The sequence below is a fragment of the Streptomyces purpurogeneiscleroticus genome, assembly GCF_020024005.1.
Taxonomy (GTDB): domain Bacteria; phylum Actinomycetota; class Actinomycetes; order Streptomycetales; family Streptomycetaceae; genus Streptomyces; species Streptomyces purpurogeneiscleroticus.
Genome location: NZ_NHSG01000159.1, coordinates 1 through 14,670, shown reverse-complemented (window position 1 = coordinate 14,670; position 14,670 = coordinate 1). Strand labels below are relative to the sequence as shown.

Annotated in this window: 12 protein-coding genes; 10 read left to right on the top strand and 2 right to left on the bottom strand. The window is 72.4% G+C overall.

Annotation, left to right across the window (positions count from 1 at the left end; all coding sequences use genetic code 11):
* Both CCS38_RS09155 and CCS38_RS09150 read right to left on the bottom strand, forming a co-directional pair.
* The coding region (locus tag CCS38_RS09155) for a tetratricopeptide repeat protein (RefSeq protein WP_223732701.1) at positions 1-2,133 on the bottom strand (2,133 nt) is incomplete at its 3' end.
* Positions 2,134-2,272: 139 nt separating this feature from the next.
* Positions 2,273-2,761 (bottom strand): ATP-binding protein, encoded by a 489-nt coding sequence (locus CCS38_RS09150; RefSeq protein ID WP_223732700.1) that lies wholly within the window; start codon positions 2,759-2,761, stop codon positions 2,273-2,275.
* Between the two features lie 612 nt (positions 2,762-3,373).
* Here CCS38_RS09150 and CCS38_RS09145 point away from each other — a divergent pair.
* The 10 genes from CCS38_RS09145 to CCS38_RS09100 all read left to right on the top strand — a co-directional run bounded on the left by CCS38_RS09145 (position 3,374) and on the right by CCS38_RS09100 (position 14,592).
* Positions 3,374-4,258 (top strand): hypothetical protein, encoded by an 885-nt coding sequence (locus CCS38_RS09145; RefSeq protein ID WP_223732699.1) that lies wholly within the window; start codon positions 3,374-3,376, stop codon positions 4,256-4,258.
* 126 nt (positions 4,259-4,384) lie between these two features.
* Positions 4,385-5,176: a YcnI family copper-binding membrane protein gene (locus tag CCS38_RS09140; RefSeq protein WP_223732698.1), complete on the top strand. Its 792-nt coding sequence runs from the start codon at positions 4,385-4,387 to the stop codon at positions 5,174-5,176.
* Between the two features lie 199 nt (positions 5,177-5,375).
* Positions 5,376-6,029: an SCO family protein gene (locus tag CCS38_RS09135; protein ID WP_223732697.1), complete on the top strand. Its 654-nt coding sequence runs from the start codon at positions 5,376-5,378 to the stop codon at positions 6,027-6,029.
* Positions 6,026-6,484, top strand: coding sequence for a copper chaperone PCu(A)C (locus tag CCS38_RS09130; protein WP_223732696.1), 459 nt, complete (start codon positions 6,026-6,028; stop codon positions 6,482-6,484). The genes CCS38_RS09135 and CCS38_RS09130 overlap by 4 nt, the downstream gene beginning before the upstream one ends.
* 13 nt (positions 6,485-6,497) lie before the next feature.
* Positions 6,498-8,492, top strand: a complete 1,995-nt coding sequence (locus tag CCS38_RS09125; protein WP_223732695.1) for a copper resistance CopC/CopD family protein — start codon at positions 6,498-6,500, stop codon at positions 8,490-8,492.
* Positions 8,492-9,784: an iron uptake transporter deferrochelatase/peroxidase subunit gene (efeB, locus tag CCS38_RS09120; protein ID WP_223732694.1), complete on the top strand. Its 1,293-nt coding sequence runs from the start codon at positions 8,492-8,494 to the stop codon at positions 9,782-9,784. The genes CCS38_RS09125 and efeB overlap by 1 nt, the downstream gene beginning before the upstream one ends.
* 308 nt (positions 9,785-10,092) lie before the next feature.
* Complete coding sequence (pheA, locus tag CCS38_RS09115; RefSeq protein WP_223732693.1) at positions 10,093-11,019, top strand: prephenate dehydratase; 927 nt, start codon at positions 10,093-10,095, stop codon at positions 11,017-11,019.
* A gap of 652 nt (positions 11,020-11,671) precedes the next feature.
* Entirely contained in the window at positions 11,672-12,949 is a 1,278-nt protein-coding gene (gene serS, locus CCS38_RS09110; RefSeq protein ID WP_223732692.1) for a serine--tRNA ligase, read from the top strand.
* Positions 12,946-13,773 carry an HAD family hydrolase gene (locus CCS38_RS09105; RefSeq protein WP_223732691.1) on the top strand — a complete coding sequence of 276 codons (828 nt, stop codon included), beginning with the start codon at positions 12,946-12,948 and terminating at the stop codon, positions 13,771-13,773. The genes serS and CCS38_RS09105 overlap by 4 nt, the downstream gene beginning before the upstream one ends.
* A gap of 108 nt (positions 13,774-13,881) precedes the next feature.
* Complete coding sequence (locus tag CCS38_RS09100; protein WP_223732690.1) at positions 13,882-14,592, top strand: FadR/GntR family transcriptional regulator; 711 nt, start codon at positions 13,882-13,884, stop codon at positions 14,590-14,592.
* Positions 14,593-14,670 lie beyond the last annotated feature (78 nt).

The following is a 14,670-nucleotide window of genomic DNA, read 5'->3' as shown; positions in this document are numbered from 1 at the left end:
CGGGTGGGTGGGGCCGAGTGTCCGGGCGCGGCCTGCGACGACGGCCTCGCCGTGTTCGATCGCCTCGGCCGATTCGCCGAGTGCGTCGAGTACGGAGCTGAGGAGGGAGCGGGTGTTCAGAGTGAGCCAGTAGTCCGGGCCGTAGAGGCGTTCGGCGAGCGCGACGGCGCTGCGGGCGGCGGGAAGGGCCTCGTGGGGACGGCCGGCGTAGAACAGGCCGCGGGCACAGGACGCCTCGCAGGACGCGGTGATGGCGTGGTCGGGGCCGAGGACCCGGTGACAGTCCGCGACCAGGGCCGTGGCGTGGTCGGCCTCCGATGCGAGCTCGGGTCCGGTCGGTACGTCCAGGAGGAAGGCACGGGCCAGGAGTGTCAGGGGGTGGTCGGGGCCCAGTACCTCGGTCCGGCCGGCCACCGCGCGGCGGACGAACGCCATGGCCTCGGGAATCCGGTCGAGGGGCTGGAGCGGGTAAGCCAGTGCCATGCAGCTGCTGAGGGTGTCCGGCGCATCGGGGCCGAGGACGCGCTCGCGGTCGGCGAGCACCTGTTGGTGCAGCGCCTCCGACTCCTCGAAGCGGCCGAGGCGGAAGAGTGCCCGGCCCGTACGCTCCCGGAGCCGCATGAGGGTGGGGTCGTCCGCACCTAGCCGGCGCGTCGCCCGTTCCACCGCCTCCTGGGCCACCGTCAGCGCGGGCGCGTAGTCACCCGCCCGGTGCAGAGCCGTCACCAGCCGCAACAGCGATTCGGCGACCGCCTCGACGGTCGGCCGGCTCACCTCCGGCCATGCCGCGACCCGGCGCAGGAGCGCGATCGCGTGCGGTACGAGGAGGGTGGTGCGGGGATCCGGCTCGCCACGCTGGGGGACTTCCGGCAGGACCTTCAGCAGCCGGCCGGCGGCCGTGGCGGCGAGGGCCTCGCGCTGCTCGGGCGGGATGCCGCGGGCGACGCTGTCCAGGAGCACGCCGTGGGTACGAAGGCAGCGCACCCCGCCCTGGACCAGTTCGGTCAGGGACTGGTCCAGGAGGCCGCGGAGGGACACCTCGACGCGGTGGGGCGGGAGGTCGGCGGCCATGTCCACGCCGGAGAGGACGGAGAGGGGGAGGGGGTCGTTCGACCAGCAGGACAGGAGGCGGAGCAGGGTGACGGACTCCGGCAGGCCCTGGCGTTCGAGGGCGGTGAGGGAGAACTGCCAGGTGCTGCTCACCAGGTGGCGGGAGTCGCCGCCCCCGGAGGCCGGCGCTCCTTGGTCGAGGAGGTCGATCGGGTCGGTACCTTCGCCGCCGTCCAGGTTGCGGCTGTACTGCGCCATCGTCCAGGGGTCGATGACCTGGTGGGCCAGGAAGCCGCCCGCCAGGGTCAGGGCCAGGGGCAGCCGGCCGAGGCGGTCGGCCACCTCGGCGGCCTCCTCTTCCGTGCCGGCCTCGGGGGCGAGGTCGCACAGGACGCGGGCCGCGTCCTCGCGCGGCAGTACGCCCAGTTGCAGCAGTTCGGCGCCCGGCCACCAGTGGCGGGCCGCCTGGCGGGTGGTGACCAGGACCGTGCCTCGGGGGCTTGTGCGGAGCCAGCCGCCGTCCCGGAGGACCGCGGGGTCGTCCGCATTGTCGAGTACTAGGAGCCAGGGGCGGTCGGAGCGGTCGAGGTGGTCCCAGACCAGGTCGGCCGCGGCGCGGAGACCGCTGCGGGCTGCCGTCAGTTCGCCTTCGCCCGCACCCCGGTCGGCCGCGACCGCGAGCATGCCCGTGCGGAGGGACGCCGTGTCGGAAGCGTTGACCCAGAGACCGATGCGGCCCGCGGGGCCCGTCGCGTACTGGAAGAGGGTGTAGGCGACGGCTGTTTTGCCGCAGCCGCCGAGGCCGTGGAGGACGTAGACCTGGCCGCCCGGAGAGTCCGGGCCGACCGAAGCACGGAGGCGGTCCATCAGTTCCGTGCGGTCGCGCAGGACGGATGGTGCGCGGCCCACGGACGGCCAGCGGACGGAGTCCAGGCCGGACCACTCGCGACCGCCGCCGCCCGGGCCGCCGCCCTCGGAGCCGTGGTAGTGGTGTTCGATGATGTGCTGATCGCCGGACGCCTGGTAGACGCGGCCCTGGCCCATGGCCCGGGCGTTGTTGCCGCCGCCCTGTCCCCCGTTCATCGGGTCCCCCTCCCGCCTGCTGCCTTGTACGGCACGGGAGTTCAGCGTAGATCACTACGGGATGCCTGGTCAGGGCATTGCGGGAAGCCGTCTCTCTGCCGTCGCGGCCGTCGCGGCCTTCGCCGGGTCTGACGAAACGTCACGGCATCTGGAGCAGCGCGCCCTCTCGCCACTTGAGGATCTTGTCGAAGCTGACCACCGCGCCCCGGCGGCCCGTCCGGTTGCGGTAGCGGACCTGGTCGGTGAGGGCCTCGATCAAGAAGAGCCCCCGTCCGTGCTCGGCCTGGGCGGGGGCGGGGGCGTGGCGTCGGGGCACTGCGGGCTCCGTCCGCGGCGAGCGGTCGTGGTGGGGTCCGGGGCCCGAGGGCCGGTCCTGGAATCCGGGGCCGGAGTCCGTGACCTCGATGCGGCACGTGTCGCCGTCGATGAAGGCCGTGACGCGGTACTCCTCGGCGGCGCCGTCGCCGTGCTCGACGGCGTTCGCGCAGGCTTCGGAGAGGGCGAGCGAGAGGTCGTAACAGACGTCCGGGTCGACACCCGCGGTCTCCATCGTCCCCAGCAGCAGCCGGCGCGCGAGCGGCACGCTCGCTGCCTCCCGCCGAAGATGGAGGGACCACCAGATGCTCATCGCTCCAGCCTCCTGGCCGCGGCTCGACATATCGATACGTATTGCCGCGCTCCATGGTCGGTAAGCGTGGGTTTGACGTGACTCCGCCCATTCGGCGGACGCGGCCATTGAGCGTACCGGTGTAAAAGGCCCGTGGGCGCGCCCCTGCGTGCGCCCCTGCAATTGCGGTAGCCGGACTCCGGCCGATCTTCCGCGGGTTCTCCGGGCGCGCGGGGCGCTGTCGTGCCGACCGCCCTGGTCACGGGGCAAGTGCACCCCGCATCGGGTGACCGTTTGAAACCGCTTACTGTCCGTCTAAGACCGTTTGCATCTTTCTACTGTTTGTCGGAGCACAGGCAGTCGGGAACACCCGAGCGAAAGCGCGGGCGGCACCGCCGTCTGGATGCCCGTAGCCACCGCCGGATCGCCCGCTCGGCGGAGCGCCGGAATGTCCGGAATCGGCTACGGCCTCTGGACGGCCGCGCGCACTCGCTCTTCTTCCTGTACCCCTCTGGGTACCGAATACCCCGGCGGGTACCCCGTTCCGAGCGCCCCGGTCGTCCGCCGTCCTGTCCGGGACCGCCCGCCCTGCCGTATGCGTCCGGTACGCGCAGTGGGATGATGGCGGCCGCCATGCATACTCCCGAGGGGCGCGCCGCGGCCGATCTGCGGTTGCTCAGGGCCGCGGTGTTCACCGCGGCCTGCGTCGCGCTGGCCGCCGCGGGACACATGATCGGTTCCTGCGCCACCGTCCCGCTGTGGACGCTGGGCGCGGGCTGCGTCGGCGTACTGGCCGTCGCCGTCCCCCTCGCCGGCCGCGAACGCACGCTGCCGGGCATCGCCGTCGCCCTCGCCTTCGGACAGCTCGCGCTGCACGCGCTCTTCATGGTCGGACAGCGCGGCATGGCGGTACAGCTGCCTGCCGATGGCACGCGGGGGCTGAGCGATCGCGCGGCGATCGGGCTCGCCCGCCAGATGACCTGCGGGTTCGGCACCGGGCGGCTGGACGCGGCAGAGGCCCGGGAGATCCTCGCCGGGGCCGGGATGGGGTCCGGCGCGGCCGCCCACGCGGCGCACGGCATGGCCGGGCACGACATGGCCGGGCACAGCGGGAGCGGTGGCGGTACCGGCTCCGGACTCTCCGCCGCCCTGCACCACTTCGACTTCGGTTCCCTCGCCGGGCTGCTGCCCTCGCTGCCCATGCTGCTCGGGCACCTGCTCGCGGCGCTGGCCGCCGGCTGGCTGCTGCGCCGCGGCGAGGCCGCGCTGTGGCGGCTGGTACGGCTGTCCGCGCCGGCCGCGCGGGAGGCCGCGACGGCCGTGACGACCGCGTTGCTGGGCGCGCTGCGTACCGCGCTGCGCCTCATGTGCGCGCTGTGCGCCGGCCTCCTGGGCGCCGCGGACAGTACTCCGCGCGCCTCCGTTTCGTACGGGCATGACAAAGCCCGGCCCGAAGAGCTCGCGCTCCAGCACAGTGTCGTCAGGCGGGGACCGCCCCGCTTCGCCCTCGCGGCCTGACGTCACACGCAGCTCACGCATGCCCGCAGGGCGGGACCCCGGACCCGGTCCGGGCGGGCTGACGTGCCGTCGCCGCACGCGCGCCACCCATCAGCCCCTTCCCTCCTGCCTGAGGAGTGTCCCCCCATGTCGGACAACACCCTGCCGAGCAACAGCCCGGCCGCTGCCCCCTCCCGGCGCCGTACCGTCCTGCGCCGCCTTCCCGTCGTCGGCGGCGCCGCCGCGGGCGCCGTCCTGCTGCTCGCGGGCCCCGCGTTCGCGCACGTCACCATCCAGCCGGGGCAGGCCGCCAAGGGCGACTACGCGACCGTCGACTTCAAGGTCCCCAACGAGCGGGACGACGCCTCGACCGTGAAGGTGGAGGTCGACCTGCCCGCCGACCACCCGCTGGCATCCGCGATGCCGCAGCCGGTGCCCGGCTGGGACGTGAAGGTCACCAAGGAGAAGCTGGACAAGCCGGTCGAGTCTCACGGCGAGAAGCTCACGGAAGCGGTCACCAGGATCACCTGGAGCGGCGGCAGGATCGAGCCCGGCCAGTTCCAGCAGTTCCCGGTCTCGATCGGCGCCCTCCCCGAGGACGCCGATCAGCTCGTCTTCAAGGCGCTGCAGACGTACGACAACAAGGAGGTCGTGCGCTGGATCGAGGCCCCGAAGAAGGGCGCGCCGGAGCCCGAGAACCCCGCGCCGGTCCTGGAGCTCGTCGACGCGGGCGCCGCTGAGCAGGGCGGCGGTACGGACACCGCGGGCGCCAAGGACGCCAAGGCCGGCGAGAGCGGCGCGGACGCCGGGAAGAGCAGCACGACCACCGCCGCCGACAGCACCGACAACACCGCCCGCGTGCTGGGCGTGATCGGCATCGTGGTCGGCGTCATCGGTGTCGGCTTCGGCGTCTTCGCCGGCCGCCGCCGCACCACCTGAACGGGCCGGACCTGAACCGGCCGGACCCGAACCTGCCGGAACCGGCCGGACGGACCTGAACCAGTCGTACTCAAGACCGTGCCGACCGGCACGGCACGGCGCGCCCCCCGGCGAGCCCCGCGAGCCCCAGCGGCCCCGGGACGCCGGGGCGGTGCGCCCGGCCGGCACCCACAACGGATCTACGGGATATCACTGAACAATGCGCAGAACACCCAAGCTCGCCGCCGCCCTCGTGGCGGCCGCGGCCCTCACCCTCACGGCCTGCGGCAGCGACAGCGGCGGTGACGAAGGCGCCCCCGCCGCCAGCGTCTCCGGCGCCCAGTCGAAGCCGGTCGTCACGCTCGACCAGCCGATGGAGAAGCCGGATCTCGTCCTCACGGACAGCGACGGCAAGAAATACGACCTGATCAAGGAGACCAAGGGGCGGCCGACGCTGATCTACTTCGGTTACACCCACTGCCCCGACGCCTGCCCGGCCGTCATGGGCAACATCGACGTGGCGCGCAAGCAGCTGCCGAAGGCGGAGCAGAAGAAGCTGCGGATCGTCTTCGTCACGACCGACCCGAAGCGGGACACCCCGGAGCGGCTGAAGTCCTGGCTGAACGGTTTCGGCGCCGACATCGTCGGCCTGACCGGCGACTTCGCCACCATCCAGGGAGCCGCCTCGGCCGTGAACGTCGGCGTCTCCAAGCCGGTCGAGAAGAAGAACGGCGACATCCTCGTCGACCACGGGCTGCAGGTGCTGATGGCCTCCCCGAAGGACGACAGGATCCACTGGCTCGGCATGAAGGACGCGGGGCCCGAGGACTACGCCCGCGCACTTCCCAAGATCATCAAGGGGCAGAACCCGTGAACCGCCGTACCGCATTCGCCGCCGCGCTCGCCGCCACCGCCGGACTCGCCCTCGCCGGCTGCGGCGGGGACAGCGCGCCCGCGCTGAAGGTCTCCGGCGCCTACATGCCGCAGCCCGTCATGAAGGACATGGCCGGCGGCTTCCTCGTCATCAAGAACTCCGGGGACACCGCCGACAAGCTGACCTCCGTCACCAGCGACATCTCCGACGACGTGACGATCCACCGGACCGTCGGCGCCAAGATGGAGCAGGTCAAGTCGCTGAACATCCCCGCGCACGGCGAGCTGAAGCTCTCCCGCGGCGGCAACCACCTGATGTTCATGGCGCTGAAGAAGAAGCCCGAGAACGGCGACAAGGTCTCCGTTGAGCTGCACTTCGGCAAGGCGAAGCCGATCAAGGCCGTACTGCCTGTCAAGGCCACCAACTACGACCCGCAGCACGCCGGGCACCAGTAGGGGGAGAACCGCCATGCCGCTCACCGTTCCCCGCGCCGGCCTGCGCGCCGTGCCGTACCGCGGCCGCCGCGCCACGCCCCCGGCCCGGACCGCCGCCCTGCGCCTGCTGGTCCTCGCCGCCGCGCTGCTCGGCGTCCTGCTGGGCGGCGCCGCGCCGGCGTCCGCGCACGCCGCGCTGACCGGCAGCTCGCCGGCGCAGGGAGCGGTGGTGCAGAAGGCGCCCCCGCAGGTCACGCTCTCCTTCTCCGAGGGCGTCGCGATGGGCGACGACTCCATCCGCGTACTGGACCCCAAGGGCAAGCGCGTCGACCGCGGCAAGCTGCTCGACCTGTGCAGCGGCAGCACCGTCAAGTACGGCACGGGACTGCCGCCCGGCCTCCCCGACGGCACCTACACCGTCGCCTGGCAGGCCGTCTCCGCCGACAGCCACCCGGTCTCCGGCGCGTTCACGTTCTCCGTCGGCGCGCCCTCGAAGTCCGCCGCCGTGGTGCCCGAACAGGAGGCCGGGGGCGGGCTGGTCGGCGCGCTGTACGGCATCGGGCGGTACGTGGCGTACGCGGCGTTCGCGCTGCTCGTGGGCGGTGCGTGCTTCGTACTGGCGTGCCGTCCCGAGGCGGCGCGCAGCCGTCCGGTGCAGCGGCTGGTCGTCCTGAGCTGGGCGACGCTCACCGCCGCCACGATCGTGCTGCTCCTGCTGCGCGCCCCGTATACGGGGTCCGGCGATCTCGCCGACGCCTTCGACCTCGGCGGTCTCAAGGAAGTACTGGGGACCAAGCCCGGCGCGGCGCTGGTCTCCCGGCTGCTGCTGCTCGCCGCGGCCGCCCTCTTCATGGCCGTCCTCTTCGGCGCGTACGCCCGGGCCGGCGAGCAGGGCGACGACAAGCGCCGCAAGGACCTGGCCTTCGGGCTGGGCGTCGGCGGCACGGTCGTCGCAGCGGGCCTCGCCGCGACCTGGGCGATGGCCGAGCACGCCTCCACCGGCCTGCAGACCGCCGTCGCGATGCCCGTCGACGTCGTGCACCTGCTGGCCGTGGCCGGCTGGCTCGGCGGCCTGACCACCCTGCTGGTCACCCTCTACCGCGACCCGGCCACCGTCGACGGGGCGGCCGTCCGCCGCTTCTCGCGGCTCGCCTTCGGGGCCGTACTCGTCCTGGTCGCCACCGGCGTCTACCAGTCCTGGCGCCAGGTCGGTACCTGGCGTGCCCTCACCGACACCTCGTACGGGCAGCTGCTGCTGCTCAAGGTCGGCCTGGTCGTCGTGCTCGTCGGGGTCGCGTGGGTGTCGCGGCGGTGGACGGGGCGGCTGGGCGAGGCGGTTGCGGACGCCGTGCCTGCCGCGGCCGGCATTCCGGCCCAGGAAGGCTCACAGGAGGGCGCGCCCGAGCCCGTACCGGTGTCCTCGGCCGCCGCCGAGGAGACGGCCGACGCGGCGCACTCCCCCGAGCGTGCCGCGCAGCTCGCCCGGCAGCGGGCCGCTGTCGCCGACGCGCGGCGCAAGCGCGTCCGGGACGCCGATCCGGTGCGGTACGGGCTGCGCCGCTCCGTCCTCGCCGAGAGCTGCGTCGCCGTCGTCCTGCTGGCCGTGACCACCGTGCTCACGTCCACGGAGCCGGCCCGTACGGAGCAGGCGGTGAAGGACTCGGGCCAGTTCGCCGCGGCCGCCCGGCCGGTCTCCGTGACCATCCCGTTCGACACGCTGGGCCCGAAGGGCAAGGGCACCGCGCGGCTCGACCTCGACCCGGCGCGCAGCGGCCAGCCCAACGATCTGCACCTGCGGATCTCCGGCCCGGACGGCACCGCGCGGGACGTCCCCGAGGTACGGGTGTCGTTCACCTCCAAGACGAAGAACCTCGGCCCGCTCCCGGCCGCACTGAAGCACACCGGTACCGGACACTGGACAGCGCGGAACGTCCAGCTGCCGGCGGCGGGCAGCTGGCAGCTCTCCCTTGTAGTCCGCACCTCCGACATCGATCAGGTGACCGAGACCAGGAACGTGAAGATCAGCTGATGACCGAGAACAGCACCAAGGCAGTCGAGACCACCGAGGCGACGACGGACGGCGAGAACGGGACGAGCACCACGCTTTCCCGCCGTCGCCTCCTCGGTACGGTCGGCGCCGCCGGCGCGGCCGGGCTCGTCGTCGGCGGCGCGGGCGGCGCGTTCGGCGTCTCCGCGGCGCAGGACGACGCGCCCGCGCTCAGTACGCTCGGCGCCACCGAGGTCGCCTTCCGCGCCGACCGCCGTACGCCGCAGGCCGGCATCACCACCGCGATGCAGGCCCGCTGCCACCTCGTCGCCTTCGACCTGGCGCCGGGCGCCGGGCGCAAGGCCGCGGCCGCCCTGATGCGCCGCTGGTCGGCGCTGGCCGAGAAGCTGATGGCCGGGGAGGTGCCCGCCGACGACACCGGGGTGGCGCTGGACGCCGGCCCCGCCTCCCTCAGCGTCACGTTCGGCTTCGGCCACAGCTTCTTCGGCCGTACCGGGCTGAGCGCACGCCGCCCGCTGCAGCTGGACCCGCTGCCGCACTTCTCGGCCGACGCGATCGACCCGAAGCGCAGCAACGGCGACCTGTGGGTCCAGATCGGCGCCGATGACGCACTGGTCGCCTTTCATGCGCTGCGTACGCTCCAGAAGGAGGCCGGCGACACCGCGCGGCTGCGCTGGCAGATGAACGGCTTCAACCGCAGCCCCGGCGCCACGGCGCACGCAATGACCACCCGCAACCTCATGGGCCAGATCGACGGCACGAACAATCCGAAGCCGTCGGACCCGGACTTCGACGAGCGGATCTTCGTGGGGCGCGACACGGACCAGCAGTGGATGCGCGGCGGCTCCTACGTGGTCGTGCGCCGCATCCGGATGCTGCTGGACGACTGGGAGAAGAAGTCCCGGACCGAGCAGGAGAAGATCATCGGCCGCCGCAAGTCCGACGGGGCGCCGCTGACCGGCGGTGACGAGCACACCCCGATGGACCTCACCAAGAACGGGCCCGACGGCTTCCCCGTCATCCCGGCCGACGCGCACGCCCGTATTGCCGCGCCCGAGTCCAACCAGGGCGCCGCGATGCTGCGCCGCCCGTTCTCGTACCACGACGGCTTCCGCGACGACGGTGCCCCGGACGCCGGGCTGCTCTTCATGGCCTGGCAGGCCGACCCACTGCGCGCCTTCACCCAGATCCAGCGCAAGCTGGACAGAGGGGACGCGCTCTCGCCGTTCCTCCGCCACGAGGCGAGCGGCCTGTACGCGGTACCGGCGCTGGAGCCTTCGGGGTATGTGGGGCAGGCGTTGCTGGAGGGGTGAGCGGCGCGAGGTACGGCGGTCGCCCGGGCGACGGTGGGTGACCGGACGACGGTGGGTGACCGGACGACGGTGGGTGACCGGACGACGGTGGGTGACCGGGCGACGGTCGACGGTCGGCGATCGACCGCGGTCGGCGGTATGCGGTCGGCGGCGGTCGGCGGTATGCGGTCGGCGGCGGTCTACGGTCTACGGTCGACCGCGCTCGGCGGATGATCGACGGTGGCGGCGGGCGGCCCTTCCGCGGGCGAGTACGGTAAAGGTTCCCCAGCCCCCGGGACAGCAGCGAAGCCCGGAGAAGGAGTGCACGGATGTCGGCCAGCCGCTATACGTACCTCGGACCCGCGGGCACCTTCACCGAGGCCGCCCTGCGCACACTGCCCGAGGCGGCGACCCGCGAGCTGGTGCCGATGGTGTCCGTGCCCGCCGCGCTGGACGCCGTCCGCGCGGGCGAGGCGGCCGGCGCGCTGGTGCCGATCGAGAACTCCGTCGAGGGCGGCATCACCACCACCCTCGACGAACTGGCCGCCGGCGGGCACCTGATGATCTACCGCGAGGTGCTGCTGCCGATCGCCTTCGCGCTGCTGGCCCGGCCCGGTACGACGCTCTCGGACGTGAAGACCGTGACCGGGCACCCCGCGGCCCAGGCCCAGGTGCGCAAGTGGCTCGGCGAGCACCTGCCGGAGTCGGTGTGGGAGTCGGCGGCGTCCAACGCGGACGGCGCGCGGCTGGTGCAGGAGGGCCGGTACGACGCGGCGTTCGCCGGTGAGTTCGCGGCCGCCACGTACGGCCTCGAACCGCTGGTCACGGACATCCACGACGCGCAGAACGCGGCGACCCGGTTCGTCCTGGTGGGCAAGCCCGCGCGGCCGGCGGCCCGGACGGGCGCCGACAAGACCTCGGTCGTGCTGTGGCTGCGCGAGAACCACCCCGGTGCGCTGCTGGAGCTGCTGCAGGAGTTCGCCAGCCGCGGGGTCAGCATGATGCGGATCGAGTCCCGGCCGACCGGCGAGGGCATCGGTCAGTACTGCTTCTCCGTGGACTGCGAGGGGCACATCACCGACCGGCGGGTGGGCGAGGTGCTGATGGGTCTGAAGCGGATCTGCCGGGACGTGCGCTTCCTCGGCTCGTACCCGCGCGCGGACGAGGTCACCGCCGAGGTCCGCCCCGAGACCGCCGACGATGCCTTCATGGCGGCGACGGACTGGCTGACCCGGTGCCTGGACGGGCGGGCCTGAGCGGCTGCGCTCCGGGCCGCCCTCAGTTGTCCCCAAGTTGCCCACAGGCTTGTCCACAGAGTTATCCACAGGCTCGGTTCTCGACCTGGGGACAAGTCGATTCCAGGGCGTCGCACAGTCGACAAATCGCCCTACCGACCCCACACCCATCCACAGGTACGCACAGCCACCCACTGCGGGGCCCGTCAGCATAATTCCCGGGAACAATCCTTTAGGGCGAGGAAATCCCACACGAAAGAGTACCCGAGCAGGGTTTCAACAAGGATTTCTTCGCCCGGGATTCACGAAACGGACCTGCGCTTTCCGACTTCCACAGAGGCAACGCACAGCCTGTGGATAACTTTTTGAAGAGAGCCGAAGCTGTGGACAAGTGGCTGTGCACAGCCCGCCAACTCCCCGCTCGGGCAGGCCCGGACACCGCTCCGGGACACCTTCCCGACGGGTCGCGGACACTCCCGGAACACCCCGGAAACACCCCCGCGCCACTCTCCGACAACAACGAACGGCACTCACGGCCGGCACTCCGCGGGAATTCTTTCCCGCAATTCCCCGCCTTCCCAGAACACCACATAAACAACTCTAAACCGGACAAATTGCCCCGCAGCGGAATATCGCGTCGAGCGCCCCGGTCCGGCCCCGGTAGCCTGGTGGGGTGATTGACCTTCGCCTGCTCCGTGAGGACCCCGACCGTGTGCGCGCGTCCCAGCGCGCCCGTGGAGAGGACGTCGCGCTCGTCGACGCGCTCCTCTCCGCCGACGAGCGGCGCAGGACCTCCAGCGTCCGCTTCGACGAGCTGCGTGCCGAGCAGAAGTCGCTCGGCAAGCTCATCCCCAAGGCCACCGGCGACGAGAAGGCCGAGCTGCTGAAGAAGGCGGGCGAGCTCTCCGCCGCCGTCAAGGCCGCCGACGCCGCCCAGGACGAGGCCAAGGACGAGACCCAGGCGCTGCTCCTGAAGCTGGGCAATCTGGTCCACCCCGACGTCCCCGTGGGCGGCGAGGAGGACTTCACGGTCCTGGAGACGCACGGCACGATCCGCGACTTCGGCGCCGAGGGCTTCGAGCCCAAGGACCACCTGGAGATCGGCGAACTGCTCGGCGCGATCGACGTCGAGCGCGGCGCCAAGGTCTCCGGCTCGCGCTTCTACTACCTGACGGGCATCGGCGCGCTCCTGGAGCTCGCGCTGGTCAACGCCGCGATCGCGCAGGCCACCGAGGCCGGCTTCACGCCGATGCTGACCCCCGCGCTGGTCCGCCCGCGCGCCATGGAGGGCACCGGCTTCCTCGGCCAGGCCGCGGAGAACGTCTACCACCTGGAGAAGGACGACTACTACCTGGTCGGCACCTCCGAGGTCCCGCTCGCCGCGTACCACATGGACGAGATCGTCGACGCGGCCAAGCTGCCGCTGCGGTACGCCGGCTTCTCGCCGTGCTTCCGCCGCGAGGCCGGCACGTACGGCAAGGACACCCGCGGCATCTTCCGCGTGCACCAGTTCGACAAGGTCGAGATGTTCTCGTACGTCGCGCCCGACGACGCCGAGAACGAGCACAAGCGGCTCCTGGACTGGGAGAAGCAGTGGCTGACCGGTCTTGAGCTGCCCTTCCAGGTGATCGACGTCGCCACGGGCGACCTGGGCTCCTCCGCCTCGCGCAAGTTCGACTGCGAGGCGTGGATCCCGACCCAGGGCAAGTACCGCGAGCTGACCTCCGCCTCGAACTGCGACGAGTTCCAGGCCCGCCGCCTGTCCGTCCGGATGCGCGACGGCAAGAAGGTGCAGCCGCTGGCCACGCTGAACGGCACGCTCTGCGCCGTACCGCGCACGATCGTGGCGATCTTCGAGAACCACCAGCTCGCGGACGGCTCGGTGCGCGTCCCCGAGATGCTGCGCCCGTACCTGGGCGGCCGCGAGGTCCTGGAGCCCGTCTCCAAGTGACCCTCACCCCCGCTCCGGCCTCCCCCTTCCCGTACAAGCTCGTCGCGACGGACCTCGACGGCACGCTGCTGCGTCCCGACGACACCGTCTCGGCGCGCACCCGCGAGGCGCTCGCCGCGGTCACCGCGGCGGGCGCGGCGCACATCGTCGTCACCGGCCGTGCGGTCCCCTGGACCCGGCACATCCTGGCCGACCTGGACTACCAGGGCCTCGCGGTGTGCGGGCAGGGCGCGCAGGTCTACCACGCGGGCGAGAACCGGCTGCTGACCTCGGTGACACTGGACCGCCGGCTGGCCGGGCTGGCGGTCGCCAAGATCGAGGCGGAGGTCGGCCCGCTGTACCTGGCGGCGAGCCGGGACGGGCTGGACGGCGCCGTAGTGGTGGCGCCGGGCTACCGGGTCCACGAGGGCCCGCTGCCGAACGTCATGATCGACAACCCGGCCGATCTCTGGGCCGACCCGATCAACAAGGTCTACCTCCAGCACCCCGAGCTCTCGGACGACGCGCTCGCCGCGACCGCCCGCGAGGTGGTCGGCGACCTGGTCGGCGTGACCATGGCGGGCCCCGGGATCGTCGAGCTGCTCCCCCTCGGCCTGAGCAAGGCCACCGGCCTCTCCCTCGCGGCCCGCAGGCTGGGCGCCAAGGCCGCCGACACCATCGCCTTCGGCGACATGCCGAACGACATCCCGATGTTCGCCTGGGCCGCCCACGGCGTGGCCATGGCCAACGCCCACGAAGAGCTGAAGGCCGTCGCCGACGAGATCACCACGTCCAACGAGGACGATGGCATCGCGGCGGTACTGGAGCGGTTCCTCGCGGCCTGACCCTCAGTTGTCCACAGTTTTCTGTGGACAACTGCCGCGTGGCGTCAGTTGTAGGATGACTGGGCAATCGGGCGAATGTTTGCCAGTGATCACTGACCGAGGAGCAGGATGGCGTTGCAGGCCGCCGGGCGGCAGTCACTCGTGGACACCGTCGTCGACGCGCTCCGGGCCCAGCTGAGCGCCGGGGAGTGGAAGGTCGGCGACCGCATTCCCACGGAGCACGCGCTCGCCGAGCAGCTCCAGGTGGGGCGGAACACCGTGCGCGAGGCCGTACGCGTGCTCGTACACGCCGGGATGCTGCGCTCCCGCCAGGGCGAGGGCACGTTCGTCGTCTCCGCCACCGATCCCGCCGCGATCATGCGCGGCGTGCAGCGGTCGGGTGTGCGCGACGTCCTCGAAGTACGCATCGCGCTGGAGGCCGAGGCCGCCCGTCTCGCGGCCCTGCGGCACGAGCCGGCGGACCTGGAGCGGATGCGGGCCGCGCTGGACGCACAGCGCGCGCTGGAGGACGCCGAGGGCCAGCCCCTGCCGGGCAGCCTGGAGCGGTACGCGGACCACGACGTCGCGTTCCACCAAGCCGTCGTGGGCGCCGCGCACAACGCCGCGCTGAGCGCCACGTACGAGTGGTTCAGCAGCTCGGTGCGCGAGGCGCTGGTCTCGGGACTCGGCGACCGGGAGATGCCGCAGCTCCTGCACGGCGACCACCACGCCGTCCTGGAGGCGATCGCCTCGGGCGACCCGGACGCCGCCGAGCAAGCCGCCCGCACGCTGCTGGACCGGCCGAAACGCGCGGTGGAGGCGCTGCTCGCCGAACGGTGAGCCGCACTGCCCGGCGTACGGGCAGTGGGGCGGGTACGCCGGCCCCGCCCGCCCCACGCGTACCGCACCCACCGACAG